The organism is Pseudomonas putida, assembly GCF_003228315.1.
Classification (GTDB): domain Bacteria; phylum Pseudomonadota; class Gammaproteobacteria; order Pseudomonadales; family Pseudomonadaceae; genus Aquipseudomonas; species Aquipseudomonas putida_S.
Genome location: NZ_CP029693.1, coordinates 2,152,217 through 2,177,273, shown reverse-complemented (window position 1 = coordinate 2,177,273; position 25,057 = coordinate 2,152,217). Strand labels below are relative to the sequence as shown.

23 protein-coding genes are annotated in these 25,057 nt (G+C 62.7%); 16 read left to right on the top strand and 7 right to left on the bottom strand.

Annotation, left to right across the window (positions count from 1 at the left end; all coding sequences use genetic code 11):
• Positions 1-66 precede the first annotated feature (66 nt).
• The 5 genes from DKY63_RS09890 to DKY63_RS09870 all read right to left on the bottom strand — a co-directional run bounded on the left by DKY63_RS09890 (position 67) and on the right by DKY63_RS09870 (position 5,189).
• On the bottom strand, positions 67-813 hold the full coding sequence (locus tag DKY63_RS09890) for an SDR family NAD(P)-dependent oxidoreductase (RefSeq protein WP_110963913.1): 747 nt from the start codon (positions 811-813) through the stop codon (positions 67-69).
• A 326-nt stretch (positions 814-1,139) separates the two neighbouring features.
• On the bottom strand, positions 1,140-2,228 hold the full coding sequence (locus tag DKY63_RS09885; protein ID WP_110963912.1) for a ferredoxin--NADP reductase: 1,089 nt from the start codon (positions 2,226-2,228) through the stop codon (positions 1,140-1,142).
• A 13-nt stretch (positions 2,229-2,241) separates the two neighbouring features.
• A complete protein-coding gene (locus DKY63_RS09880) occupies positions 2,242-2,997 on the bottom strand; it encodes a glucose 1-dehydrogenase (RefSeq protein WP_110963911.1) in 756 nt (251 codons plus the stop codon).
• Entirely contained in the window at positions 2,985-4,664 is a 1,680-nt protein-coding gene (locus DKY63_RS09875) for an FAD-binding protein (protein ID WP_110963910.1), read from the bottom strand. Before DKY63_RS09875 ends, DKY63_RS09880 begins: the two co-directional genes overlap by 13 nt.
• 9 nt (positions 4,665-4,673) lie before the next feature.
• Positions 4,674-5,189 (bottom strand): flavin reductase family protein, encoded by a 516-nt coding sequence (locus DKY63_RS09870; RefSeq protein WP_110963909.1) that lies wholly within the window; start codon positions 5,187-5,189, stop codon positions 4,674-4,676.
• Positions 5,190-6,220: 1,031 nt separating this feature from the next.
• On the opposite strand from DKY63_RS09870, the gene DKY63_RS09860 reads away from it, so the two are divergent.
• From DKY63_RS09860 to DKY63_RS09785, 14 genes are all read left to right on the top strand, one after another.
• Positions 6,221-7,405, top strand: coding sequence for a flavin-dependent monooxygenase (locus DKY63_RS09860; RefSeq protein ID WP_110963908.1), 1,185 nt, complete (start codon positions 6,221-6,223; stop codon positions 7,403-7,405).
• Between the two features lie 133 nt (positions 7,406-7,538).
• Entirely contained in the window at positions 7,539-8,660 is a 1,122-nt protein-coding gene (locus DKY63_RS09855; protein WP_110963907.1) for an LLM class flavin-dependent oxidoreductase, read from the top strand.
• Between the two features lie 592 nt (positions 8,661-9,252).
• Positions 9,253-9,546 (top strand): DUF6124 family protein, encoded by a 294-nt coding sequence (locus DKY63_RS09845; protein ID WP_110963906.1) that lies wholly within the window; start codon positions 9,253-9,255, stop codon positions 9,544-9,546.
• An 831-nt stretch (positions 9,547-10,377) separates the two neighbouring features.
• Positions 10,378-11,268 (top strand): VOC family protein, encoded by an 891-nt coding sequence (locus DKY63_RS09835; RefSeq protein ID WP_110963905.1) that lies wholly within the window; start codon positions 10,378-10,380, stop codon positions 11,266-11,268.
• 11 nt (positions 11,269-11,279) lie between these two features.
• Positions 11,280-12,161: a CoA transferase subunit A gene (locus tag DKY63_RS09830; RefSeq protein WP_110967895.1), complete on the top strand. Its 882-nt coding sequence runs from the start codon at positions 11,280-11,282 to the stop codon at positions 12,159-12,161.
• Between the two features lie 12 nt (positions 12,162-12,173).
• Positions 12,174-12,962 carry a CoA-transferase subunit beta gene (locus DKY63_RS09825; protein ID WP_110963904.1) on the top strand — a complete coding sequence of 263 codons (789 nt, stop codon included), beginning with the start codon at positions 12,174-12,176 and terminating at the stop codon, positions 12,960-12,962.
• A gap of 23 nt (positions 12,963-12,985) precedes the next feature.
• Positions 12,986-13,858, top strand: a complete 873-nt coding sequence (locus DKY63_RS09820; protein ID WP_110963903.1) for an enoyl-CoA hydratase — start codon at positions 12,986-12,988, stop codon at positions 13,856-13,858.
• Positions 13,859-13,860: 2 nt separating this feature from the next.
• Complete coding sequence (locus tag DKY63_RS09815; RefSeq protein ID WP_110963902.1) at positions 13,861-14,928, top strand: NAD(P)H-dependent flavin oxidoreductase; 1,068 nt, start codon at positions 13,861-13,863, stop codon at positions 14,926-14,928.
• A gap of 12 nt (positions 14,929-14,940) precedes the next feature.
• On the top strand, positions 14,941-15,696 hold the full coding sequence (locus DKY63_RS09810) for an enoyl-CoA hydratase family protein (protein WP_110963901.1): 756 nt from the start codon (positions 14,941-14,943) through the stop codon (positions 15,694-15,696).
• Positions 15,697-15,706: 10 nt separating this feature from the next.
• Complete coding sequence (locus DKY63_RS09805) at positions 15,707-16,873, top strand: acyl-CoA dehydrogenase family protein (protein WP_110963900.1); 1,167 nt, start codon at positions 15,707-15,709, stop codon at positions 16,871-16,873.
• Between the two features lie 10 nt (positions 16,874-16,883).
• Positions 16,884-17,939 (top strand): acyl-CoA dehydrogenase family protein, encoded by a 1,056-nt coding sequence (locus tag DKY63_RS09800; RefSeq protein ID WP_110963899.1) that lies wholly within the window; start codon positions 16,884-16,886, stop codon positions 17,937-17,939.
• A 128-nt stretch (positions 17,940-18,067) separates the two neighbouring features.
• Complete coding sequence (locus tag DKY63_RS09795) at positions 18,068-19,216, top strand: acetyl-CoA C-acetyltransferase (RefSeq protein ID WP_110963898.1); 1,149 nt, start codon at positions 18,068-18,070, stop codon at positions 19,214-19,216.
• Positions 19,217-19,367: 151 nt separating this feature from the next.
• The gene (locus DKY63_RS09790) at positions 19,368-20,243 is read left to right on the top strand and encodes an SDR family oxidoreductase (protein ID WP_110963897.1); all 876 of its coding nucleotides are present in this window, start codon (positions 19,368-19,370) and stop codon (positions 20,241-20,243) included.
• A gap of 198 nt (positions 20,244-20,441) precedes the next feature.
• Complete coding sequence (locus DKY63_RS09785; protein WP_110963896.1) at positions 20,442-20,951, top strand: DUF1993 domain-containing protein; 510 nt, start codon at positions 20,442-20,444, stop codon at positions 20,949-20,951.
• Positions 20,952-21,107: 156 nt separating this feature from the next.
• Here DKY63_RS09785 and sstT read toward each other — a convergent pair whose 3' ends face one another.
• Positions 21,108-22,340: a serine/threonine transporter SstT gene (gene sstT, locus DKY63_RS09780; protein WP_110963895.1), complete on the bottom strand. Its 1,233-nt coding sequence runs from the start codon at positions 22,338-22,340 to the stop codon at positions 21,108-21,110.
• 278 nt (positions 22,341-22,618) lie between these two features.
• Between sstT and DKY63_RS09775 the strand changes: the two genes are divergently transcribed.
• Positions 22,619-23,779, top strand: a complete 1,161-nt coding sequence (locus DKY63_RS09775; protein ID WP_110963894.1) for an MFS transporter — start codon at positions 22,619-22,621, stop codon at positions 23,777-23,779.
• On the opposite strand, the gene nhaR is transcribed toward DKY63_RS09775, so the two are convergent.
• Positions 23,766-24,665, bottom strand: coding sequence for a transcriptional activator NhaR (nhaR, locus tag DKY63_RS09770; protein ID WP_110963893.1), 900 nt, complete (start codon positions 24,663-24,665; stop codon positions 23,766-23,768). The genes DKY63_RS09775 and nhaR overlap by 14 nt on opposite strands.
• 146 nt (positions 24,666-24,811) lie before the next feature.
• Here nhaR and DKY63_RS09765 point away from each other — a divergent pair, with 146 nt between their 5' ends.
• Complete coding sequence (locus tag DKY63_RS09765) at positions 24,812-25,054, top strand: hypothetical protein (protein WP_110963892.1); 243 nt, start codon at positions 24,812-24,814, stop codon at positions 25,052-25,054.
• Positions 25,055-25,057: the final 3 nt, after the last annotated feature.

Sequence of the window (25,057 nt, the reverse complement as noted above, 5' to 3'; positions counted from 1 at the left end):
TCCCCGGTTTGAAGACAAGTATGGAAAAGGGAGTGGGCCGGGCAGGGCGCCCGGCCGGATGACGGGTTACGCGGCAGGCGGGGCGAAACGGCGACCGGCGGAGAAACCACCGTCCACGGCGATCATCTGGCCGCTGACAAAGGACGCTTCGTCGGACGCGAGGAACAGCGCGACGTTGGCCACTTCTTCCGGTTGCCCGGAGCGGCTGAGCATGTGCTGCGAGGCGAAGAAGGCGTGGAACGCGTCTTTGTCGCGGACCATGCTGGTCATCGGTGTTTCGATCAGGCCGGGGCACAGGCCGTTGACGCGGATATTGGCGTAGCCGTAGTCGATGGCCATCGATCGGGTCAGCTGGTTGATGCCGCCCTTGGACACGTTGTACGCCACGTTGCCGTCGCAACCTTGCAGGCCGAAGATCGAACCGACGTTGATGATCGATCCGCTGCGCTGCTCGACCATCGGTGCCAAGGCGTATTTGCTGGTGAGCATGCTGCCGGTCAGGTTGATGTCCATCACCCGTTGCCAGTTCGCGGTGGTGGTCTGGGTCACGCTGCCCTGATCGGCCACGCCGGCGGCATTGACCAGCACGTCGATGCGCCCGAAGCGGCTGACGACTTCCTGCATGACCTGCTGCACCTGTGCCTCGTCGCGCACATCCAGGGTCATGAACAGGCCGGGGAAATCCGCCGGCGCGCTGCCGATGTCCAGGCCGATCACTTGCGCGCCTTCGTCGGCGAAACGGCGCACGCAGGCCAGGCCGATCCCCGAAGCGCCGCCGGTAACCACCGCGACCTTGTTCTGCAAACGAGCCATAACTGCACCTCTTTATTGTTGTGGGGCTAATGCTGGGGCCGAGTCTAACCGCAGACCGGGCCGGGATGATCGTCCGTTGAGACTAGAGCCCTGTAGGAGCGAGCATGCTCGCGATGGACGACGGGACACCGCGGGGTCTCAGGCTGCCAGCGTTATCGTTGGGGACCATCGCGAGCATGCTCGCTCTACAGGGTGGAGGGTCTCAATTGATCGTTCCCACGCTCTGCGTGGGAATGCCTCAAAGGACGCTCCGCGTCCAGTGACGCGGAGCGTCACGGGCTGCATTCCCACGCAGAGCGTGGGAACGATCAGATGGGCAACGGGGTTCAATCCGGGAATTTCAGGCGTACCCGGGCGCCGGTCGGGCGGCTTTGGCAGGCCAGGGTCCAGCCTTCTTCCAGTTCTCTTGCGCTGAGGACGTCGTTGCGCGCAAGCACGGTCTGGCCTTCCTGGACCACGCACATGCAGGCGCCGCAAAAGCCTTCTTCGCACGACGACGGTACATCCAGCCCGGCGGCCTTGCAGCTTTGCAGCAGGGTGTCGCCGGGTTTGCAGGGGATTTCGTGTTGCTGGCCGTCGAGTTCGACGATCAGCGCTTCGCAGTGCGAGTCCATGGCGGCGGCACGGGCCACGGCTTCTTCGGCCAGCAACTCGTCGGGGTCGGGCGGGGAGACGAAGCGTTCGACGTGGATGTTTTCCGGTGTTTCACCGAGTGCCAGCAACGTGCGCTCAACCGTGTCCATGAACGGCCCCGGCCCGCAGATGAAATACTCACCGCCGGCCAGGCCGCGCAGCAGATGACGGACCTGCGCGTCGTTGAGGAAACCCTGCACCGAATCCAGGACATGCACCACGTGCAGTTGATCAGGATGCGCCTTGATCAACTGCCGCAGCTCGTCCTTGAAAATCACCGAGGCTTCATCGCGGTTGGCGTAGATCAGGGTGATCGGTCGCCGGCTGTCATGCAGCACCGACTTCAGTATGGAAAACACCGGGGTGATCCCGGAGCCACCACCGAACAGCACCAGCGGCTTGCCGGTGTCCGCCGAGTGCCGCTCGTCCAGGCAGAAATGCCCGGCCGGTGGCAGCACTTCCAGCCAGTCGCCGGCCTGCACGTCGTTCATCCAGTTCGACACCCGGCCACCCTCGACCCGCTTGACCGTGACCTTGGGCAGCGCGTCCGCCAGCGGCGAGCTGGCCATGGAGTAGCAGCGGGTCAACAGTTTGCCGCCCAGGGGCACGCGAAAACTCAGGAACTGGCCCGGTTTGTAGCGAAAGCGTTCCCGCAGCGCCGGCGGAATATCCAGCACCAGCGAACGCGCGTCGACGGTCTCGTCGATCACCGCGCTCACTTGCAATGAATAGCTGCCCGTCGACGATTCGGCCGGTGTCAGGTTCTGTTCTTGCGTGCCCATGTTCACCTCGACCTCAGAGCCCGCTGATCAACTGCGCGTTGTCGACGCGGATCTCGGCGCCGTTGACGAAGCGCGACTCATCCGTGGCCAGGAACAGCACCACGTTGGCAATGTCCCGTGGCGCGGCCATGCGGTTCATCGGGTCCTGGTCCAGCGCTTCCTGCGGGATCGCCTGACCACCGGCCAGGGCCTGGGTCATCGGAGTGTTGACGCCGTCCGGGTGCACGCTGTTGCAGCGGATGCGGTAACCCTGCTGTTTGCAGTGCAGGGCAATCGATCGGGTCATCGCCGCCACCGCGCCCTTGGACGCCGAGTAGGCGCAGAACATCGGCATCGCGCCCAACGCCGCCACCGATGACATGTTGATGATCGAACCGCCACCGGTTTCCTTCATCGCCTGGATCGCGTACTTGCAGCCCAGGAAGTAGCCGTCGCCGTTGATTTTCTGCACCTTCTGCCACAGTTCCAGGGTGGTGTCTTCGATGCTGCCCAGGGCGAGGATGGCGGCGTTGTTGACCAGTACGTCGAGGCGGCCGAAGTGTTCGACCGTGGTTTTCACCACGTGCTGCCAGTCGCTTTCGCTGGCGATGTCGTGACGGATGAACAGGGCGTTGGCGCCGATTTCGGCGGCCACCTGGCGGCCGGCTTCCTCGTTGAGGTCGGTCAGCACCACCTTGGCGCCTTCACGGGCCAGCAGCAGGGCGTCTTCGCGACCGATGCCGCTGGCGGCGCCGGTGATGATGCAGACTTTGCCTTCTACACGTTGCATTGTTGTTCTCCTGAGCGTGTGGTTTGAAGTGCGGCTTGATTGGCCACGTGGGCCGCAGCCCGGCGACCGGAATAGATGCAGTCGGCCAGCGACAGGCCGGAGACATACAGGTTGGAAGCGACCCCGACGGCGTTGCGTCCGGCGCTGTACAGGCCGGCAATGGGCTGGCCGGCGTGATCGAGTACCCGGCCGCTGCCCTCGCAGACTTTCAGCCCGCCCAGGGTGATGACCGGGCAGGGAAACAGCTTGCTGGCGAAGGACAGGTCGAGGGCGTACCACGGACCTTGTTCGAGGTTGGCGAGCATGGCTGCGGATTTGCCGAATTCATCGGCGACTTCGCCCCGGGCCGCGCGGCTGTAGCGCTCGACGCTCTGGCGCAGCAGCTCGGGCGGCAGATTGCAGCGCTTGGCCAGGCCGGCAAGGCTGCTACTGCGTTTGGCGTTGAACAGCAGATTGAGCAACACCGGCAGGCGTTGGAAATTCCAGACTTTGCCCGGGCCGACCTGACGGAGTGCTTCTTTAACCAGCGCCCGATTGAGAATCAGGATGGCGCGGCCGTTCTGTTCCTCGACCATGGCGTGGCCGAGGGTCGCACCGTAGATTTCTTCGTTGGCGTAACGCTCGCCCCGGGCATTGACGATCAACCCTCGGGCCCAGGCCAGTGGCGGGTTGATGAAGCGCCAGGCACTGATCTTGTCCATGCGCGCCACGCCACCACCGGCGCTTTGGCCGAGGGCGATGCCGCTGCCGTTGCAACCGGTGGCGCCCAGCGGCAAGCCGGCGAGGTATTGCGGTGCGTGTTGGCGCACCAACTCACGATTGAAAATGAAACCGCCGCTGCTCAGCAGCACGGCCTGTTCGGCGCGGATCAGCAGGCGTTCGGCGCTGTGCTGTTCGATACGTAGCTGACGGGCGCGCAAGCGGTCGGCCAGGGCCGGCGCGTACATATGAATGGCGCTGGCCCAGCGTGACAGGCGTGCGTGCTGCTTCGCGGCGGCGCTGCCCGCTGGCAATTGCCAGGCTTCGACGCCGATGACCCGGTCATTGAGATCGAGCACCAGCCGTCGCACTTCGCACTGGCTGCGCAGGCGGGCGCCCTGTCGCAGGGCGCTGCCCTTGAGCGCGGCGAACAGGCTGGCCCCGGACATGCCCGAGCCCTTGGTGCGGTGGCCGCGCGGTGCCGGTTTGGCATGGGCGGCATAGGCGGGCACGGCTTCGTTGCCGGAGTAGTAGAGGTAGTACTGGTCGCTCGGGTACGATGTTTTATGCGGTGGCACGCTGGCTTCGAAGGCTGCGCCCTGACGCTCCAGCCAGGCCAGCTGTTCGGTGCTGCCTGCGCAGAAATCCTTGAGGGTTTCGGGGCTGACGGCGTCGCCGACTTCCTGGCGCAGGTAGTCGAACATGGCTTGGCTGGTGTCTTCATAGCCGGCCTGACGCTGATAGGGCGTGCCACCGCCGGCATACACCACGCCACCACTGAGTGCCGTGGCGCCGCCGCCCTCGAAACGATCGACGGCCAGCACTGCCAGCCCGCGACTGTTCGCTTCGATGGCGGCACAGGCGCCGGCGCCGCCGAAGCCGACAATCAGCAGATCGCAGCGATCATTCCAGCTCACTTGGTCGGCGTTGGTCACTCGCAACGCCGTCAACCCTGTCACGCCCTTCATGCCCGGACCTCAGCCGGCGACAGCGAAGGAGGGGGTGGGCTTGGCGGTGGTGGTGTAGTTGCCGTCGAGGTAGACCAGCGGGGTGATTTGCTCGCTGGTATGAATCTGCAGGATGCGCCCGATGAACACGGTGTGGGTGCCGTAGCTGAAGTGGCCGTCCTGGCGGCAGAGGATCGCCGACTGCGCGTCACCCAGGTACGGAATACCGCCGGGGCTGGTCAGCCAGTTGCCCCGGTCGAAACGGGCCTCGCCCTTGATCGCGCCGCTGCACAGGTGCGCCAGGTCCTGTTGTTCGACACCGAGGATGTTCACGCAGAAGTCCGCGCCGGTGGCCAGGGCGGCGTGGGGCGAGGCGGTCTTGTTGACGCAGATCAGCAGCGACGGTGGTTCGGTGCTCAGCGAGTCGACGGCCGTGGCGGCCATGGCGAAACGTTCGGAGCCGTTGCTGGTGCTGATGATGGTGACTGACTTGGCCAGGCGACGCATGGCCTGGAGCATGTCGGCTTTGAGGTTGATGTCGTTCATCGCGCTGGGCCTTTTGGTTGGGCTTTGGGGTTTGATGAATTCTTGCGCTGGTGTACATCAGGGGCATCGTCCGAGGGGACTAGTTGGTCGCTGGGCCTTGGCGGCCTCTGGGCCGACCAGGCTGGGGTTGGGTGGTGTGTATATCCATTTCTTCGGTAACGGCGACTTATGGTTTCGCCCTTACGGCGACTCACTTTTTTGACAAACGCCTCAAAAAAGTAAGCAAAAAAACGCTCGCCCCGGCGTCCGGTCCCTCGCTGAGGCTCGGGATCCCTTCGCTCCGGCATTCATCCGGGGGCATCGCCTCCGGTTTGCTGCGCTGCACCTCCTCTCGATGTGTGCGGCTGCGCCGCACGGCGCTACGCGCCTACCCCCGGATAAACGCCTCCACTCAGCCTGCCGAAGGGGCGGGTGGATCAAGATCAAAAGCTTGCAGGCGAGCTAACGCTCGGCCTGTTGAGTGGTGAGGGGCGGAGCGGGGCGGGTGCACGCCTTCCCCTGTAGGAGCAAGGCTTGCCCGCGATGGCGGCCTGACAGCCGACCAATGTCTTCCAGATGTACCTCTATCCCCCTGTAGGAGCGAGCCTGCTCGCGATGGTCGTCAACGATAACGCTGGCTTCCTGAAACCCCGCGGTGTCCCGTCGTTCATCGCGAGCAGGCTCGCTCCTACAGGGGACCGCGATCTGCTTTGGCTTTTGATCTTGATTTTGATCTGCCCCGTCGGAATACCGAAGCGAGGGAATGCCGAGCCTGGGCGAGGCACCGTACGTCAGGGGATCAAGCGTTTGGTTACTTTGCGCTCTTCAAAGTAACCCGCCGTAAGGGCGGAACCATAAGCAGCCATCACCCAAGAAACGGATATGTACCCAATCAAAAAAAGCGCCGGCCGCCAGGCTGCCACCGTGCGCATGGTCCGTTTGAGGGATGCCCACCCGATCGCGCGTTGTTTGAATGCCAGGGTAGGGGCGCTACATCCGCCCCGCTGCACGCGCGCCCCGGCGGACGGGGTGGACAAAGGAGGACAATAACAATGCTCAACCAAGACCTGATTCGCCAGCGTCTGAGCCAACGTGCCCGTGAGTTGGTGCCGATCCTGCGTGAACGCGCATTGAGTGCCGCGCAGGCCGGTGTGTTGCCTGAAGAGACCTTGAAGGATTTCCACGACGCCGGCTTTTTCCGCATTCTCCAGCCCTCGCGCTGGGAGGGTTATGAGCTGGAGCCCAAGGATTTTTTCGATGTGCAGATGACCCTGGCCGAAGGCTGCATGTCGTCGGCCTGGGTGCTGGGAGTGGTGGCGATTCATAACTGGCAACTGGCACTGTTCGATGACCGCGCCGCGCAGGATGTCTGGGGTGATGACTCCAGCGTGTTGATCTCCTCGTCCTACATGCCGGTGGGCAAGGTCGAGCGGGTCGAGGGCGGGTTCAAATTGAGCGGGCGCTGGGGTTTTTCTTCCGGCAGCAAGCATTGCGAATGGGTGTTCCTTGGTGCGCTGGTGCCGCCGGAAGAGGCCGGTGGTGCGCCGGATTATCGGACCTTCCTGGTGCCGCGTGCCGATTACCGGATTGTCGATAACTGGAACGTCATGGGTCTGGAAGCCACCGGTTCCCACGACATTGTGGTGGAGAACGCCTTCGTGCCCGAGTACCGCACCCATCGCGCGCTCGACGGTTTCATGCAGAACAGTCCGGGTAATGCGGTGAACACTGCACCGTTGTTCCGCCTGCCATTCGGGCAGATCTTCGTGCGTGCCGTGTCGTCTTCCGCCATCGGCGCCCTGCAGGGTGCGGTGGATCAGTTCGTCGAGCACAACCGTGCGCGAGTCGGGGTCAACGACGGACGCAAGATGGTCCAGGACCCGGCCGCGCAAGCGGCGCTGGCCAGTGCCATGGTGTGTGTCGACGAGTGCAAGACGGTGCTGCATCGCAACTTCGCCCTGATGCTGGAGCGGGCCCAGAAGGATCAGCCGTTGAGCATGCCCGAGCGGGTGAAGATGCGTTACGACTCGGCGCTGGTGGCCGACAAGTGCGCCAAGGCCGTCGGGGAGCTGATGTTCAACAGCGGCGCGTCGACAATCTTCCGCAGCCACCCGATCAACCGTGCGTTCCGCGATATCCACACCGGTCGCGCCCACGTTGCCAACAGCCCGGCCAAGTACGCCTGGAACCTCGGCGGGGTGAGTATGGGCCAGGACAGCAGCGACTTTTTCCTTTGACGCGCCCGCCGCTTTTGCACAAGGCGGCTAGTCCGTTTGCGTGATTCAAGCGCACCGCCAATGCCCGAGCATTGGCGGCAAGGCACAGGTCTCTGGCGCCGACTGCGCATCCAAATAAGCACAAGGATCAACCATGAAATTCTCCCTGATTTACGAAGCCCAGACGGTGGACTCCAGCCGCGAAGGCGACCGCAAGATTTTCGAAGACACCGTCGAGCAGGCGGTGCTGGCTGACAAGCTCGGTTTCGACACCTTCTGGTGCGTGGAACACACGGCGCTGAGCAACTACTCGCACATGTCCGCCCCGGAAACCATGCTGGCCTTCGTTGCCGGCAAGACCGAGCGCATCGGCATCGGCCACGGCGTGGTTTGCCTGCCGCCGGCGATGAACCATCCGGTCAAGGTGGCCGAGCGCATCGCTACCCTCGACCTGTTGTCCAAGGGCCGCGTGCACTTTGGCGTGGGCAAGGGCGGTACCCAGCAAGAGGCCGGCACCTTCGGCTATGACCTGGCGACCTTGCAGCCGCAGATCGACGAGATGATGTACCTGATCCCGAAGATGTTCGTGTTCGACGAGATCGAGCATCAGGGCGACTTCGTGCAGATTCCCAAGCGCCCGATCCATCCAAAGCCGTACCAGGATCCGCACCCGCCGATGTACCTGGCGTGCACCAACACCGAATCGCTGAAAAACGCCGGCGGTCGCGGCATGGGGGCATTGGTGCTGGGCTTTGGTGGCCCGGAAGAAATCGCCAAGAAGGTCGAGGTTTACCACCAGGCCTGGGACAACCGTGATGTGAAGCATCAAGTAGGTTTCCGTCCTAACCGTCACATCGCCGCCCTGTGCCCGGCCATTGTGCTGGACGACAACGCCGAGGCCCGTCGCATCGGTATCCGTGGCCAGCGTTATTTCATGGAGTCCCTGGGCTACTGGTACGGCGGCGGCGAGCGTCCGGATCCGCAGAAGTGGAAGGACGACACCTTCGTCGACGGCAACGGCCAGAGCGTGATCAAGTCGCGCTTCGCCTCCGAGGAAGTCAGCGTCGACTTCTCCGACCCGACCATGGCCATGATGAACCCCAACCACGCCTACGGCACCGTCGAGGATTGCATCGGCTACGTGCAACGCCTGATCGATGCCGGCGCCGATGAGATCCTGTTCATCTGCCAGATGGGCACCGTGCCACAGTGGGCGCAGCTGGAGACCCTGAAGAACATTGGCGAGAAAGTGATTCCTCACTTCCGTAAGGGCTGAGTGATCCCTGTGGGAGCGAGCCTGCTCGCGATGGTCGTCAACGATGACACGGGCGGTCTGATACCCCGCGGTGTCTGATCTTCCATCGCGAGCAGGCTCGCTCCTACAGGTTTTGTGATGTATGCGGGATTTGTATCCGCCACAGAAACCTGTGGGAGCTGGCTTGCCAGCGAAGAGGGCGGCACATTCAGAGTGGATGTTGACTGACAGACTGCCTTCGCGGGCAGGCTGGCTCCCACAGGTTTTTGGGTTGTTTAAAAGTTGTCAGTGTTACTTGATGAAAGCTACAAAATCTTGCGGCACTGCCTACAGCTACGCCAGAATCCGCCGGCTTGTGCGCCCCGGACCCCCTCGGTAACTTGATTCGCGTCACTGCTCATCAGTGATCGGGTTTAGTCGCCCGTGGTTACACGACGCGTACATGCGCTCCATAAAGTCAGGTCATCTCAGACCTGCGCTTGATGGTAGCTGTGCGCAGGGCGCTCTCGGGCGCGCCGGTTTCGTGTCTCCCCGGTCGACTAACCTGCGTACAGCTGCCACCCTCCTTGTTTAGTCGCAAGTGGATGACAGCTCCAATTTCTGGAGACGAATCATGGTCAAACCTTCACCGAATCCCCCCGAAACCGAACACACCCCCTCATACGCCGACATCCGCGCCAGACCGCGCAAACCTTCCACGATGTACACCCTCAACCCCGAACTCGATGCCCACACCCTGCTCGGCGACGCCTGCGAATCCCTGGCCTCGGCCCACGTCATGACCCTGGACCTGGCCGACCGCACCGAAGGCCCCAACCGCAACTTCCTGCTGGGCATCGCCCAAATCATCATGCTCGGCGAACTCTCGGTGAACCGCGCGCTGGATCAGCTACACCCACCCGAATAACTGCAAATACAAAACCTGTGGGAGCGAGCCTGCTCGCGATGGTCGTCAACGATGACGCGGGATGCCTGATGCCCCGTAGCGTCTGGTCGTCCATCGCGAGCAGGCTCGCTCCTACAGGTTCTGCGGCAAGGTGAAAGTATTCCTACAGGCATTTCTGCGCCTTGACTGACGGATCTTGTGGCCGTTTATTCTGCTGTCCTCAATTCAAAACCCAACTATTGCGACCATCTTCACTATGAAATCGCTGCTGCTTTTTTTTCCGGTCGTACTCTTCGCTTACCTCTACATCGGCTTTTACGAAAAGATGGAAGACGCTTACCCGGAAAAGGTTTTCTTCATCAAGAAAAGCCCCACTCTTCAGATGAAGTTTGAAAACATCTTCGCGTACGAATCAGATGACAAAAAATTGGATGAGCTAAGCGAAAGGGAGCGGCAGTTGGTCATCCAATATTGCAAATACAGGTTAGGTGTAATGACCACGTTGAAAAGCCAGAACGAGCTTGAAGAATGTAAAAGAAGGTAGATTTCATAGCTTTCTCAAACGGGCCTTTCTGGCCCGTTTTTTTGCCCGAAACACGCCCCCTGTAGGAGCGAGCATGCTCGCGATGGTCGTCAACGATGACGCGGGCTGTCTGATGCCCCGTGGTGTCTGATCTTCCATCGCGAGCAGGCTCGCTCCTACAGTGGTTTTTGTGTGCCAGACCATTGTTTTCCGCTAGTCCCATTGGACGATGTTGCCCCTCGCCGAACCCGCTTGAATAGGCCTACATAAAGTCTCCCCCGGCAGCCGCCGAAGGGCGGCAGGTCTTGAGTGAATCGAGGAGTGCATCCATGGATATCCGTGGTCTGGGTTACGTCACCCTGTTGTCCAGCGACCTGGCGCAATGGCGTCATTACGCAAGCCAGGTGCTGGGCATGATGGTGGCTGGCGACGATGAGCGCCTGTACCTGAAGATGGACGAGCGTCATTACCGCCTGCTGGTCGAGAAAAGCACGCAGGACACGTTCGGTGCCTGCGGCTGGGAAGTGGCCGGCAAGGCGGCGCTGGAGCAGGCGATCAGTGAGCTGCAGCAAGCCGACGTGCAAGTCACGCGTGGCACTGCCGCCGAAGCCGAGCTGCGCAAGGTCCAGGAGCTGGTGCACTTCAGCGATCCGGATGGCAATCGCCACGAGCTGTTCTGGGGCCCGTTGCAGGACTTCGCCCGTTTCGTCTCGCCGGTCGGGGTCAAGGGGTTTGTCACCAACGAGCTGGGCATGGGTCATGTGGTGTTGCCGGCGCCAGCCTTCGACCGTTGCCGCGACTTCTACGAACAGGTGATGGGCTTCGGTCTGTCGGACCTGATGAAAGTGCGCTTCACCCCGGACCCGGCGGAGCCGCAAAAGCGCATTCACTTTTTGCACTGCAACAACGGCCGCCACCACTCCCTGGCGATTTTCGAGTGCCCGATGCCCCACGGCTGCGTGCACATGATGGTTGAGGTCAACGCGCTGGACGAAGTCGGTCGCGCCCTGGACCGCGTGCACGCCAATGGCGTGAAGCTGTCGGCGACCCTCGGCCAGCACACCAACGACCAGATGATCTCTTTCTATATCAAGACCCCGTCCGGGTTTGACCTGGAGTACGGCTGCGACGGCCTGGTGGTCGACTGGGACCGCCACACGCCGTTCGAAAGCACCGTGGTCAGCCACTGGGGCCACGACTTCAGCGTCGGTCGCCAATGAGGAACATGACCTTGAACAAGCAAATGACCACGGCCGAGATCGTCGGCCAACTGCGTAACGGCATGACCATCGGCATCGGTGGCTGGGGCCCGCGCCGTAAACCGATGGCGTTGATTCGCGAGATTCTGCGTTCGGACCTCAAGGATTTGACGGTGGTCGCCTATGGTGGCGCTGACGTCGGCATGCTCTGCGCCGCTGGCAAGATCAAGAAGCTGATCTTCGCTTTCGTCTCGCTGGACTTCATTCCGCTGGAGCCGTATTTCCGCAAGGCCCGCCAGGAGGCGGCGCTGGAAGTGATGGAGATCGATGAAGGCATGCTCCTGCTCGGATTGAGGGCAGCGGCGATGAACGTGCCCTTCATTCCGACGGCGGTAGGGCTGGGCACCGATGTGCTGCGCCATAACCCGCAAATCAAATTGATTGCCTCGCCCTATGCCGACGGCAAGGACTGGGTGGCCATGCCCGCGCTCAAGCTCGACGCGGCGCTGGTGCATGTCGACCGCGCCGATGCTCGCGGTGTGTGCCAGATCTCGGGTCCCGATCACTACATGGACGACCTGTTCGTGCGCGCCGCGACCCACAGCTACGTCACGTGCGATGAGCTGGTGGACAGCGATTATTTCCATCGCGACCCGACGCAAGCCCATCAAGTGTTCTGGGAACGCATCCTGACCACCGCCGTGGCCCACGTGCCGGGCGGGGCGCATCCGTCGTCCTGTGCGCCGCTGTACGGTTTCGACGTGGCCCACTTCAAGGCCTACAACGCCACGGTCCAGGCAGCGGACGGTTGGCAGGGCTACGTGCGCGACTACGTCGAGTGCACCCACGAGCAGTATCTGGAAAAGGTCGGCGGCCTGGCTGCGATCCGTGAACTGCCGTTGCCGATTTTCTGAGGAAGCCTTGCGATGAACACGACTACTTATAGCCTCGCCGAGTTGATGATTTGCGCCGCCTCCGAAGCCTGGCGCGAAGACGGCGAAGTATTGGCCACCGGCATCGGCGTGATCCCGCGCCTGGCGGCCTCGCTGGCGATGCTGACCAGCAACCCGCAACTGCTGATGACCGACTCCGAAGCCTACATGGTCGCGGAACCGGTACCGCTGGGCGCGCGCAACGGCTACGAGCCCAAGCGCGACAGCTGGATGGGTTTCTCGCGGATTTTCGACAACGTCTGGGGCGGCAAGCGCCATGCGCTGGTGGGCCCGACCCAGATCGACCGCTTCGGCCAGGCGAACATTTCCTGCATCGGCGACTACGCCAAGCCCAAGGCGCAGATGCTCGGGGTGCGCGGCTTTCCCGGTAACTCCATCAGCCACGCCAACTCCTTTTGCGTACCGAGCCACAACCGCCGGGTGTTCGTCGAAGGTGAGGTCGATATGGTCGCCTCGGTGGGCTACAACCCGGCGCGACTGGCGCGGGGCTGGTCGCTGGATGAGATCGATATTCGCCTGATCATCACCGATCTGTGCGTTCTGGATTTCCAGGGCCCGCAACACCAGATGCGCATTCGCTCGCTGCACCCCGGCGTGACCGTGGAACAGGTGCAGGACAATACCGGTTTCGAGCTGCACGTGCAGCAGGACTGCCCGACCACCGCCGCACCGACGGCCGAACAACAGCAACTGATCCAGCGCCTGGACCCGCACAACCTGCGCGCCCTGCAACTCAAAGACAACCCGCCAGGCCAACGCTGAGCAACGCGTTGCGGAGACAAGTGATGGCTGAAGATAACGATAAGAACCAGGCCGAGGTGGTGCTCTACGAGGTGCGCGGCGCGGTGGCGCTGGTCACCATGAATCGCCCCGAATACCACAACGCGCAGAACTCGCAGATGACCTACGCGCTGGACGCGGCCTTTCGCCGGGCCTGCGATGACGATGAAGTGAAGGTCATTGTGCTGCGCGGCGCCGGCAAGCATTTCTCCGCCGGGCATGACATCGGAACGCCGGGGCGCGACGTCGACCAGAGCTTCGACCGCGCCAGCCTGTGGTACGACCATGTGAACAAGCCGGGCGGCGAGTTTCTCTATGCCCGCGAGCAGGAGGTTTACCTGGGCATGTGCCGGCGCTGGCGCGAGATGCCCAAGCCGACCATCGCCATGGTCCAGGGCGCGTGCATTGCCGGTGGGTTGATGCTGGCCTGGGTGTGCGACCTGATCGTCGCCAGCGAGGACGCGTACTTCGCCGACCCGGTGGTGCGCATGGGCATTCCGGGTGTCGAGTATTTCGCCCATGTGCATGAACTCAATCCGCGCATTGCCAAGGAGTTTCTGTTCCTCGGTGAGCGCATGCCGGCGCCACGGGCCTATCAAATGGGCATGCTCAATCGGGTGGTTCCGCGCGATGAGCTGGAACAACAGACCCTCGACATCGCCGGGCGCATCGCGCAGATGCCACGCCTGGGCCTGCAACTGAGCAAGCAGGCGGTGAACAACGCCGAGGACCTGATGGGCAAGCGCGCGACCATGGACATGGTCTTTGGCCTGCACCATTTCGCCCATGCCCACAACGAACTGGTGTCCGGCGATCGCCTCGGCGGCTACGACGCCAGGGCCATGGCCAGCTCCCAGCGCAAGACGGGTGAGGCGTGAACATGGCGATCTCGTTGAATACCCGTTTGACCGAATTGTTGGGCTGCCGCTACCCGATCATCCAGACCGCCATGGGCTGGGTCGCCGACCCGAAACTGGTGGCAGCCACGGGCAACGCCGGGGGCTTCGGTTTTCTCGCCGGGGCGACCATCGAACCGCAGAAAATGGAAGCCGCGATCCTCGAAACCAAGCGCCTGACCGAGCAGCCGTTCGGCGTGAACTTCCACATGTACCAGGCCAACGCCGGCGAGATCGTCGAACTGGTGTTGCGCCACAAGGTTCGGGCCGTCAGCTACAGCCGCTCGCCCGGCAAGCAGATGATCAGCCGTCTGAAGGATGCCGGCGTGGTGTGCATGCCCACGGTCGGTGCCTTGAAACACGCGCAGAAGGCCGTGGAAATGGGCGCCGATGCGGTGACCGTGCAGGGTGGCGAGGGCGGCGGGCATACCGGCTCGGTGCCGACCTTGATGCTGCTCGATCAGGTGGTCAATGCAGTGTCGGTGCCCGTGGTGGCAGCCGGTGGCTTCAAGGATGGCAAGGGATTGGTCTCGGCCCTGGCCTATGGCGCCGAAGGCATTGCCATGGGCACGCGATTCTTGATGTGCGCCGACAGTCCGGTGCCACGGGCGACGTTGGCGCGTTATCTCGCGGTGAAAGACCCGGCGGCGATCATCATCAGCCGCGCCATCGACGGCATGCCGCAACGAATGATCCGCAACGAATTGCTCGACCAGCTGGAACACAGCGGCGGGCTCAAGCGCCTGTTGCTGGCGGTGCGCAGTGGCCTGGCGTATCGCCGTCACACCGGCACCAGCCTGCTGCAACTGCTCGGCAGCGCCCTGAAGATGCGCGGCGCCGGTGAGCTGAGCGCCGCGCAAAGCATCATGGCCGCTAACGCGCCGATGGTGATCCAGAAAGCCATGGTCGACGGGCAACCGGCCGCTGGCGTGTTGCCCGCCGGGCAAATCGCCGCCGCCATCGACAGCCTGCCCAGCTGCGCCCAATTGATTGAGCAGATCGTCCAGGACGCCGAAGCGCGCCTGGGCGAGCTGTGCCGCCGTGTGTCGTGAAGGAAAAAAGCCATGAAACCATTTAGCGTCAGCATCGATAACGGCATTGCCGAACTGGTGTTCGACCGGCCTCCGGTCAACGCCTTCAACAGCCAGGGCTGGGCCGACATCGCCAGCGAGATTGAAAACCTCGGTCGCCATCCAGACGTGCGGGTGATCGTGATTCGCGCCGAAGGCCGGGGCTTCTGCGCCGGGGTCGACATCAAGGAACTGGCCGCCGACGGCAACCTGATCGTCGCGGTGAACAAGGGCAACTACGACAGCTTCAAGGCCATCCATCGCAATCCGAAACCGGTGATTGTCGCGGTGCACGGCTTCGTGCTCGGCGGTGGCATCGGCATCTGCGGTGCGGCCGACATTATCGTCGCGTCCGAGTGCGCCACCTTCGGCGTACCGGAAGTGGATCGCGGCGCCATGGGCGGCGGCGCGCATTTGCAGCGCCTGTTCCCGGTGCAGAAAGTGCGGCACATGTACTTCACCGGCGAGCCGATCAGCGCGGCTGAAGCCTGGCGCCTGGGCGCGGTGGAGCAGGTGGTCAAGCGCGAGGACTTGCGCGAGACGGCCCTGAAGATCGCCCGCAGCATCGCCGCCAAGAGCCCGGGCATGATCAGCCTGGCCAAGGAAGCGCTGACCGGCATCGAAGACGGCAATCTGGAAGACAAATACCGCTGGGAGCAGGGCTTCACCCTTGAAGCCTATCGCTCGCTGGACTCTCAGGAAGCACGCGACTCGTTCGTCGAGAAACGCGATGCCCGATTCAACGGCTAAGGGCACCCTCATGGACCTGACATACACCCCGGCCCAGCAGGCCTTTCGCGCCGAAGCGCGAGCCTGGCTGGAGGCCAACGTACCGCGTGAACCGCTGCAATCGTTCGACACCGAACAGGGCTTTGCCGAGCACCGCGCCTGGGAGGCCAGACTCAACGAAGGCCGTTGGGGCATGGTCACCTGGCCGACCGAACTCGGCGGGCGCGGTTGCGACCTGATCGAGTGGCTGATTTTCGAAGAGGAGTACTACCGTTCCGGCGCTCCGGCGCGGGTCAATCAGAACGGCATCTTCCTGCTCGGCCCGACCTTGATGGAGTACGGCAGCCAGGAGCAGAAGGCGCGCTTTCTGCCGCGCATGGCCACCGGTGAAGACGTCTGGGCCCAGGCCTGGTCCGAGCCGGGTGCCGGGTCGGACATGGCGGCGATACGCTCCCGGGCCGAGCGGGTGGGCGACCACTACGTGATCAATGGCCAGAAGACCTGGTCGACCCGCGCGGTCTGGGCCGACTGGGCATTCGGTATTTTCCGCACCGATCCGCAGTCCCAGCGCCATCACGGTCTGACCTTCATCCTGCTGCCGCTGGACACGCCGGGCATCACCGTGCGGCCGATCCCACAGCTCAACGGCTTGCCGGGCTTCGCCGAAATCTTCTTCGATGACGTCAAGGTGCCGGTGGAAAACGCCCTGGGCGGCGAGGGCATGGGCTGGCATGTGGCGATGTCCACCGCCGGTTTCGAGCGTGGCTTGTTGCTGCGCTCTCCGGCGCGTTTTCAGGAAACCGCGCGGCGGCTGGTGCAGCTGTATCAGGCCAACCGTGAATACGCCGACCGCGACCCGGCTATCGGCGAGGCGGTGATGCGTGCCTGGCTGGACGCCGAGGCCTACACCCTGAACACCTACATGACCGCTTCGCAACTGGTGCAGGGCGGCAAGATCGGCCCGGAATCCTCGACCAACAAGATCTTCTGGTCGGAACTGGATCAGCGCATGCACGACACCGCCATGAGCATTCTCGGGCTGCGCGGCGAGCTGCTGCCCGAGGCACCGGCGGCGGGCGATGTCGGCCACTGGCTGGACGGCTTCCTGTTTGCCCAGGCGGGGCCGATCTACGCCGGCACCAACGAGATCCAGCGCAACATCATTGCCGAACGCATGCTCGGCATGCCGCGCGCCTGAGGAATAGACCATGGACTTTAGTTTCAGTCGCGACCAACTGCTGTTTCAGGACAACGTGCGCAGCTTTCTGATCAACGAAGTGACGCCGGAGCGTATTCGTGAACTGTGGCAAGGCGACAACGGCCGCAGCGACGAACTGTGGGCACAACTGGTGGAGCTGGGCCTGACCGCCCTGACCGTGCCCGAGGCGCAGGAGGGCATGGGTCTTAATGAACTGGACTTCATCCTGATCGCCCAGGAGTGCGGGTACGCCGGCCTGCCCGAGCCTCTGGTGGAAACCATGCTGGTGGGCGTGCCGCTGCTCGCCGCCCTCGATGAGCGTCATGCCGCGCTCAAACAAGACTGGCTGGGCCGGGTGGCCGAGGGCAGGGCGCGACTGGCGGTTGCCGAGCCGGGCAACCCGCTGGTCAGCGATGCCCATGTCGCCGATTTGCTGCTGCTCGCCCATGGCGACGAGGTGCATGCGCTGGAGCGCAACGCCGTGGAACTGATCCGTAACGAGTCGGTGGACCCCAGTCGCCAGTTGTTCCAGGTGCAATGGACGCCGACGGCGGCGACCTGCGTGGCCAGTGGTGAACAGGGCCGGCGCTTGTTGGCTGAGGCGTTCAATCGTGGGGCATTGGCCAGTGCCGCGCAGTTGTTGGGGCTGGCCAAGCGCATGGTCGACCTCGCCGTTGACTACACCTTCGAGCGCAAGCAGTTCGGCAAGCCGGTGGGGTCGTTCCAAGCGGTCAAGCATCTGATGGCCAATGTCGCGGTGCAGATCGAGTTCGCCAAGGGGCCGTTGTATCGCGCGGCGTATGCGGTGGCCGAGCAGCAACCGGGGCAGGACGTGCTGGTGTCCCACGCCAAGCTGGCGACGGCGGAAGCGGCGATGCTTGCGGCGAAGAACAGCATCCAGGCTCATGGGGCCATGGGGTACACCTGGGAGGTTGACCTGCACCTGTTCATGAAACGCGCCTGGGCGCTGGACAAGGTGTGGGGGGATCGCGGGTTGCACAAGGGGCGGATTCGCGGGGCGTTGTTTGAGGGCAGTCCGGTGTTGGGTGCCGGCAGTACTTTCTGAGCCGATGCAAAAACACTGTGGGAGCAAGGCTTGCCCGCGATAGCGATCTCACGGACGCCATCGCGGGCAAGCCTTGCTCCCACAAAAAACCGACCGTGCCGGATTTCAATTTTTTACCGAGGTAGACCATGCCTGAAGCCTACATAGTCGACGCCCTGCGCACGCCCACCGGGCGGCGCAAGGGTGGTCTGAGCCATATTCACGCTGCTGATCTGGGCGCCCATGTGTTGCGCGCGCTGGTCGAGCGCAATGACATTCCCGACGAGGATTACGACGATGTGATCTTCGGTTGCGTTGACACCATCGGCCCGCTGGCCGGGGACATCGCCCGCACCAGTTGGCTGGCCGCCGGCCTGTCGCAAGCGGTGCCCGGCACCACCATCGACCGCCAGTGCGGCTCGTCCCAGCAAGCGGTGCACTTTGCCGCCCAGGCGGTGATGAGCGGCACCCAGGATGTGGTGGTGGCCGGTGGCGTGCAGACCATGACCCAGATCCCGATTTCCTCGGCGATGATTGCCGCCGAACCGCTGGGTTTCACCGACCCGTTCAGCGGCTCCGAAGGCTGGGTGCGTCGTTATGGCGCGCAACCACCGACGCAGTTTCGTTCGGCGCAGATGATCGCCGAGAAGTGGGACCTGTCCCGTGCCCAGCTGGAAGCCTATTCGCTGGAGTCCCATGAGCGGGCCTTGCGGGCCATCGCCCAGGGCAATTTCAACCGCGAGATCGTGCCGCTGGCCGGTTTGCGTCATGACGAAACCCCGCGCCAGACCAGCCTGGAAAAAATGGCCGAGCTGGAATACCTGTTCGGTTGCGACCGGGTGACGGCGGCGGTGTCCAGCCAGACCTGCGATGCGGCCAGTGCGATGCTGATCGTCTCCGAGGCGGCGCTCAAGCGCTACGGCCTGACACCACGGGCACGGATCCACCACATCAGCGTGCGCGCGGAAGACCCGATCTGGATGCTGACCGCGCCGATTCCGGCCACCGCTTATGCGTTGAAGCGTGCAGGGATGAAGCTTGAAGACATCGACCGCGTGGAGATCAACGAGGCCTTCGCCTCGGTGGCCATGGCCTGGCTCAAGGAAACGGGGTATCCCCATGAGCGGACCAACGTCAACGGCGGGGCGATTGCCCTCGGTCATCCGCTGGGCGCCACCGGTACCCGCTTGATGTGCAGCCTGTTGCATGAGCTGGAGCGCAGCGGGGGGCGGTACGGTTTGCAGACCATGTGTGAAGGTGGTGGGCAGGCGAATGTGACGATTATTGAGCGCCTGTAAGCGGACCCGATTTCGGGATGCACATGAACCCTGTAGGAGCGAGCCTGCTCGCGATGACGGTATGTCTGACATATGGATGTTGGATGTGCCGCCGCCATCGCGAGCTGGCTCGCTCCTACAGGGAACCAGTCGAACATGAAGGGATAGCAACATGAAAATCTGTGAAAACCGCGTCGTGATCATCACCGGTGCCGGCGGTGGCTTGGGCCGGGCCTATGCGCTGGCGTTCGCCGCCGAGGGCGCGAAAGTGGTGGTCAACGACATCAATCGCGAAGCGGCCCTGGCGGTGGTCGGTGAGATCCTCGGGCAGGGCGGCAGCGCCGTGGCCAACAGCGATGACATCACCCGCTACGATTCGGCCGGGTTGATCGTGCGTCAGGCGATCGAAACCTTCGGCGGCCTGCACGTGGTGGTCAATAACGCCGGCATCTGCCGCGACCGAATGTTCGCCAGCCTCACCGAAGCTGACTGGGATGCTGTGGTGGCGGTGCATCTGAAGGGGCATTTCTGCATTGCCAGCCATGCGGTGAAGTACTGGCGCGAACAGGCCAAAGGTGGGGCGAAGGTCGATGCGCGCATCATCAACACCAGTTCCGGCGCGGGGCTGCAGGGTTCCATTGGCCAGTCCAACTATGCGGCGGCCAAGGGTGGGATTGCCTCTTTGACGTTGGTGCAGGCTGCCGAGCTGCGCCGTTACGGGATTACCGTCAACGCATTGGCCCCGGCGGCGCGTACCGGGATGACCGAGCAAGTGTTCGCCGAGACCATGAAGAAACCGGAGGAAGGGTTCGATTACTTCGCCCCGGAAAACGTTGCGCCGTTGGTGGTGTGGTTGGGGTCCGAGGGTTCTTCCGATGTCACCGGGCAGATGTTCGAAATCGAGGGTGGCAAGTTGTCGATTGCCGATGGCTGGCGTCGTGGGCCGCAGCTTGATCGCGAAGGTCGATGGGCGGTGGATGAGATGGGCGGGGCAGTGGCACAACTGATCGCGCAGGCTGTTCCGGCGGCGAAGGTGTACGGCAGCTGAAAATTGTTTTACGTCTCGGAACGGTCGCGCATGGCTATAATCGGCGTTCCCCCCTGTAGGAGCGAGCATGCTCGCGATGGTCGTCAACGATAACGCGGGCTGTCTGAATGCCTGCGGTGTCTGATCGTTCATCGCGAGCATGCTCGCTCCTACAGAAGATCCAGAAGATCATTTACCTGTCACCAGACGAGACCTGCCATGACCATTTCCCTGTACGACGCTTCGGTACCTGTTTTCAAACAAATGCTCACTGCCCTGAGCGATGTGTTGAAAAAGGCCGAAGCCCACGCCACCGCCAAAAACATTGAGCCGAGTGTTTTCCTGCAAGCGCGCCTGTTCCCGGACATGTTCCCGCTGGTGCGTCAGGTGCAGATCGCTGTCGATTTCGCCAAGGGCGTTTCTTCGCGTCTGGCCGAAGTCGAAGTACCGAAGTACGACGACACCGAAACCACCTTCGCCGAGCTGCAGGCGCTGCTGACCAAGGTTCTGGCTTACATCGGCGAGATCAAGCCGGAGCAGATCAATGGCCAGGAAGGCATCGAAATCGTCACCCGTCCGGGCACGCCTAAAGAGAAGCGCTTCTCTGGTCAGGCTTACCTGTTGAGCTACGGCCTGCCGCAGTTCTTCTTCCACGTCACTACCGCTTATGCGCTGCTGCGTCACAACGGCGTGGAAGTGGGCAAGCGTGATTACATGGGCGCGTTCTAAACCGTCCGGTGACAAAAAAGCCCGCCACGGTGCAAGCCGTGGCGGGCCTTTGCATTTCTGTAGGAGCGAGCCTGCTCGCGATGGAGTGTCAGCATGGTACGTGTTGACTGACACACCATCGCGAGCAGGCTCGCTCCTACAGGAGAGGGATTTGGATCAGGACAGGCGTTCGGCTTTTGCTTCTTCGCCCAGGCACGCCGCGGCGGTGAACAGTACATCGGTGGACGAATTCAGCGCGGTTTCCGCCGAGTCCTGCAGCACGCCAATGATGAAACCCACCGCCACCACCTGCATGGCGATTTCGCTGGGGATGCCGAACAGGCTGCACGCCAGCGGGATCAGCAGCAGCGAGCCACCGGCCACGCCCGAGGCGCCACAGGCGCAAACCGCTGCGACGACGCTCAGAAGAATGGCCGTCGGAATGTCCACGGCGATGCCCAGGGTGTGCACGGCGGCCAACGTCAGCACGGTGATGGTGATCGACGCACCGGCCATGTTGATGGTTGCCCCCAGCGGGATCGACACCGAGTAGGTGTCCTCGTGCAGGCCCAGACGCTTGCTCAGTTCGAGGTTGACCGGGATGTTCGCCGCCGAGCTGCGGGTGAAGAACGCGGTGATGCCGCTTTCACGCAGGCACATCAAGGTCAGTGGGTACGGGTTGCGGCGCAGTTTCCAGAACACGATCGCCGGGTTCATCACCAGTGCGACGAACAGCATGCAGCCCAGCAACACCGCCAGCAGATGGGCGTAGCCGATCAGGGCGCCGAAGCCGGAGGTGGCGAGGGTCGAGGCCACGAGGCCGAAAATGCCCAGCGGTGCGAAACGAATCACCATGCGCACGATCCCGGTTACGCCATTGGACAGGTCGTCCAGCACCCCGCGTGTGGCTTTGCCGGCATGGCGCAGGGCGATGCCCAGGCCGATCGCCCACGCCAGAATGCCGATGAAGTTGGCGTTCATCAGCGCACTGACCGGGTTATCGACGATGCTGAGCAACAGGCTTTGCAGCACTTCACCGATGCCACCCGGTGCGCTCACGGCGACGTCCTGGGTCGACAGCACCAGGCTCGAGGGGAACAGCATGCTGGCAACCACCGCCACCACGGCGGCGGCGAAGGTGCCGAGCAGGTACAGGAACAGGATCGGCCGGATGTGGGTTTGCTGGCCTTGCTGGTGGCTGGCGATGGACGCCATGACCAGGACGAACACCAGAATCGGTGCGACGGCCTTCAGCGCCGAAACGAAGACCTTGCCGACGAAGGCTGTGGACTTCGCCACTTCAGGCGCGATCAGGGCCAGGGCAATGCCGGCGATCAGGCCGATGAGAATCTGCGTGACCAGGCTCAGGCGATTGAGGCGTTGCAATGGAGAAGGGGATGAATCGCTCATAAAACGGCATCTCGGATTTTATTTGGTGCGGGATATCGCGACATCAATGCCAAACCATGGCTGATGAACAGGGGGTACGTACCGCGGGGCGCGGACTTTAGCATAGCGTCGTCCTGATCCTTCAGTGCTGTGACGATCTGCCACCCACCGGTTAAACGCGATTTGCAGGTTCGTGCAACCCTGTGCGGACACACTCTGTTAAGCTTCGCCATCCTCATTTTCATCTTCCAGTGAGCCTTCGGGTTTTCGCTGGTGTCGTCGTTTTTCTGGAGTTGTGCATGTTGTTGCCCGTTTTTCTGTTGTCGGCCGCCGGTTTCACGGTGCTGACCACGGAGTTCATCATCGTCGGCCTGTTGCCGGCCATTGCCCGCGACCTTGACGTCAGCATCCCGCAAGCGGGCTTGCTGGTGACCCTGTTCGCCTTCACCGTTGCCGCATTCGGGCCGTTCCTGACCGCGTTCTTCGCCCGTTTCGAGCGGCGCAAGCTGTTTATCTCGGTGCTGATCATGTTCGGCCTGGCCAATACGCTCGCCGCGTTGGCGCCGAATATCTGGGTGATGGCGTTTGCGCGGTTGATCCCGGCCCTGGGCTTGCCGGTGTTCTGGGCGTTGGCCAGCGAGACGGCGGTGGACATCGTCGGCCCGGAGTACGCCGGCCGCGCCATTGCCAAGATCGGCTTCGGCATCGTCTGCGCCACGGTGTTCGGCATTCCGGTGGGCACGCTGATTTCCGACGCGTTCGGCTGGCGCAGTGCGTTCGCCATTCTTGCCGTCATCGCCTTTGCCAAGGCGCTGTTGCTGTTTATCTACTTGCCGAAGACCAACCTGCACCAGCATCAGGTCAGCTTCCGTTCGCAGTTCAAGATCCTGCGCAGCCCGTTGATGGTGGGGCATGTGCTGCTGTCGATCATCGTGTTCAGCGGCATGTTCACCGCTTACACCTATCTGGCGGACATTCTCGAGCGCCTGGCCGGTCTCGACGGCACGGTGGTCGGCTGGTGCCTGATGGGCTTCGGCGCAGTGGGGTTGATCGGCAACTCGCTGGGTGGTCGCGCGGTGGACCGGCATCCGCTGGTGGCTTCGATGATGTTCTGCGCCTTCATGATCGCCGGTCTGGTGGCGCTGGTGCCGAACATCCATTCGCCTTACGGGTTGGCAGCGGCGATGGGCATCTGGGGGATTACCCAGGCGGCGCTGTTCCTGGTCAGCCATGTGCGCCTGATGAAGGCGGCGCCGGAAGCGCCTGCATTCGCGGCGTCGCTGAACATTGCCGGGGCCAATCTGGGGATCGGCCTGGGCGCGATGATCGGCGGTCGGGTGATCGACAGCGTCGGCCTGCAAGGCCTGGGATTCGCCGCCGCCGGCTTGATCCTGGCCTCGATCCTCCTGGCCATCGCGTTGATGACCTTCAAGCCGCGCGAAGCCCTCACAGCGCTGTAAACAGCTCGCGTCGGGCACCTTCGGTAATGGCGACAATGCCGGGGTGCTTGACCTTGCGTTCCACCGAGATGGCGTAGAACGACTCGCTCACCGCGTCGGTCTGGCCGATCACCTCCACGCCCATCTGGCGTTTCACTTCGTCGGCAATCACGCTGGGGCCGATGAAGATCCCGCTGCCGGATTGGCCGAAGGCCTGCATCAAGGCACTGTCATCGAACTCGCCGACAATCTGCGGCTGGATCTGCTGTTCGGCGAACCAGCGTTGCAAGCGGCTGCGCACCACGGTTTCCGCCCCGGGAATCAGCAAGGGTGCGCCGTGCAGGCTGCGGGGGAAATCCTGCCCGTAACGCGCCGCCAGCTCTGCGGTGGCAAAGAAGCTGATCCCGCATTCGCCGAGTTTCTGGCTGTAGCCCTTGATGTCCAGGTGCGAAGGCATGGGGCTGTCGGAAATCACCAGGTCCAGGCGCTGAATGGCCAGGTCGGCCAGCAGGCGTTCGAGCTTGTCTTCGCGGCAGGTGATGCGCAGGGGTTCGCTCAATTCCATGGTCGGGGCGATCAGGCGATAGACGATGGACTTGGGCACCACGTCGGCCACGCCAACCCGAAAGAGAATCTGCTGTTCGTTGGGTTGTGCGCGCAGCATCAATTCCAGTTCACCACCCAACTGAAACATTTGTTCGGCGTAGGGCAGGGTCTGGCGACCGGCTTCGGTGAGCTCCAGTTGCCGGCCGACCCGGCGGAACAGCTCGATGCCGTAGGTTTGTTCGAGCAGCGATATCTGCCCGCTGATGGTCTGGGGCGTCAGGTTCAGTTGCTCGCAGGCGCGCACGATGCTGCCTGTTTTGGCCACCACCCAGAAATAGTGCAGTTGTCGGTAATTGAGCATGCGGGTGAAATTCCATGTTACGGATTCGTAAAAACCGAAGTATAACCGCTGAAAATACGAATTTTCCTGAAGTGTTCATCTCCCTAGAATGCGTCGCTATCAATGGGCCATCGCAACGGCCCGTTTGTTCTATCGAGGAAAACACCATGAAGGTTAAAACCACGGCATTGCTGATTGCGTCTTTACTGGTCCTGGCCGGTTGTGATCAGGCCGAAAAGAGTGCTCAGCAACTGATGGGCAAGGCTGCCGAGAGCGCCAAGCAAGCCATCGACGACACCCACAAGGCCGCCGAGCAAGCACTCAGTGATGCCACCGGTGGCTTGACCGGCAAAAAAGAGTCGACGGAAAAAGACGCGGAAAAAAAACCGTCTTCTTCCCAGGAAATCTAAACC

What these genes read in the sequence shown, in the direction of transcription:
- DKY63_RS09890 (WP_110963913.1), bottom strand. Translation starts at nt 813, where the DNA reads ATGGCTCGTTTGCAGAACAAGGTCGCGGTGGTTACCGGCGGCGCTTCG.
- DKY63_RS09885 (WP_110963912.1), bottom strand. Translation starts at nt 2,228, where the DNA reads ATGGGCACGCAAGAACAGAACCTGACACCGGCCGAATCGTCGACGGGC.
- DKY63_RS09880 (WP_110963911.1), bottom strand. Translation starts at nt 2,997, where the DNA reads ATGCAACGTGTAGAAGGCAAAGTCTGCATCATCACCGGCGCCGCCAGC.
- DKY63_RS09875 (WP_110963910.1), bottom strand. Translation starts at nt 4,664, where the DNA reads ATGAAGGGCGTGACAGGGTTGACGGCGTTGCGAGTGACCAACGCCGAC.
- DKY63_RS09870 (WP_110963909.1), bottom strand. Translation starts at nt 5,189, where the DNA reads ATGAACGACATCAACCTCAAAGCCGACATGCTCCAGGCCATGCGTCGC.
- DKY63_RS09860 (WP_110963908.1), top strand. Translation starts at nt 6,221, where the DNA reads ATGCTCAACCAAGACCTGATTCGCCAGCGTCTGAGCCAACGTGCCCGT.
- DKY63_RS09855 (WP_110963907.1), top strand. Translation starts at nt 7,539, where the DNA reads ATGAAATTCTCCCTGATTTACGAAGCCCAGACGGTGGACTCCAGCCGC.
- DKY63_RS09845 (WP_110963906.1), top strand. Translation starts at nt 9,253, where the DNA reads ATGGTCAAACCTTCACCGAATCCCCCCGAAACCGAACACACCCCCTCA.
- DKY63_RS09835 (WP_110963905.1), top strand. Translation starts at nt 10,378, where the DNA reads ATGGATATCCGTGGTCTGGGTTACGTCACCCTGTTGTCCAGCGACCTG.
- DKY63_RS09825 (WP_110963904.1), top strand. Translation starts at nt 12,174, where the DNA reads ATGAACACGACTACTTATAGCCTCGCCGAGTTGATGATTTGCGCCGCC.
- DKY63_RS09820 (WP_110963903.1), top strand. Translation starts at nt 12,986, where the DNA reads ATGGCTGAAGATAACGATAAGAACCAGGCCGAGGTGGTGCTCTACGAG.
- DKY63_RS09815 (WP_110963902.1), top strand. Translation starts at nt 13,861, where the DNA reads ATGGCGATCTCGTTGAATACCCGTTTGACCGAATTGTTGGGCTGCCGC.
- DKY63_RS09810 (WP_110963901.1), top strand. Translation starts at nt 14,941, where the DNA reads ATGAAACCATTTAGCGTCAGCATCGATAACGGCATTGCCGAACTGGTG.
- DKY63_RS09805 (WP_110963900.1), top strand. Translation starts at nt 15,707, where the DNA reads ATGGACCTGACATACACCCCGGCCCAGCAGGCCTTTCGCGCCGAAGCG.
- DKY63_RS09800 (WP_110963899.1), top strand. Translation starts at nt 16,884, where the DNA reads ATGGACTTTAGTTTCAGTCGCGACCAACTGCTGTTTCAGGACAACGTG.
- DKY63_RS09795 (WP_110963898.1), top strand. Translation starts at nt 18,068, where the DNA reads ATGCCTGAAGCCTACATAGTCGACGCCCTGCGCACGCCCACCGGGCGG.
- DKY63_RS09790 (WP_110963897.1), top strand. Translation starts at nt 19,368, where the DNA reads ATGAAAATCTGTGAAAACCGCGTCGTGATCATCACCGGTGCCGGCGGT.
- DKY63_RS09785 (WP_110963896.1), top strand. Translation starts at nt 20,442, where the DNA reads ATGACCATTTCCCTGTACGACGCTTCGGTACCTGTTTTCAAACAAATG.
- sstT (WP_110963895.1), bottom strand. Translation starts at nt 22,340, where the DNA reads ATGAGCGATTCATCCCCTTCTCCATTGCAACGCCTCAATCGCCTGAGC.
- DKY63_RS09775 (WP_110963894.1), top strand. Translation starts at nt 22,619, where the DNA reads ATGTTGTTGCCCGTTTTTCTGTTGTCGGCCGCCGGTTTCACGGTGCTG.
- nhaR (WP_110963893.1), bottom strand. Translation starts at nt 24,665, where the DNA reads ATGCTCAATTACCGACAACTGCACTATTTCTGGGTGGTGGCCAAAACA.
- DKY63_RS09765 (WP_110963892.1), top strand. Translation starts at nt 24,812, where the DNA reads ATGAAGGTTAAAACCACGGCATTGCTGATTGCGTCTTTACTGGTCCTG.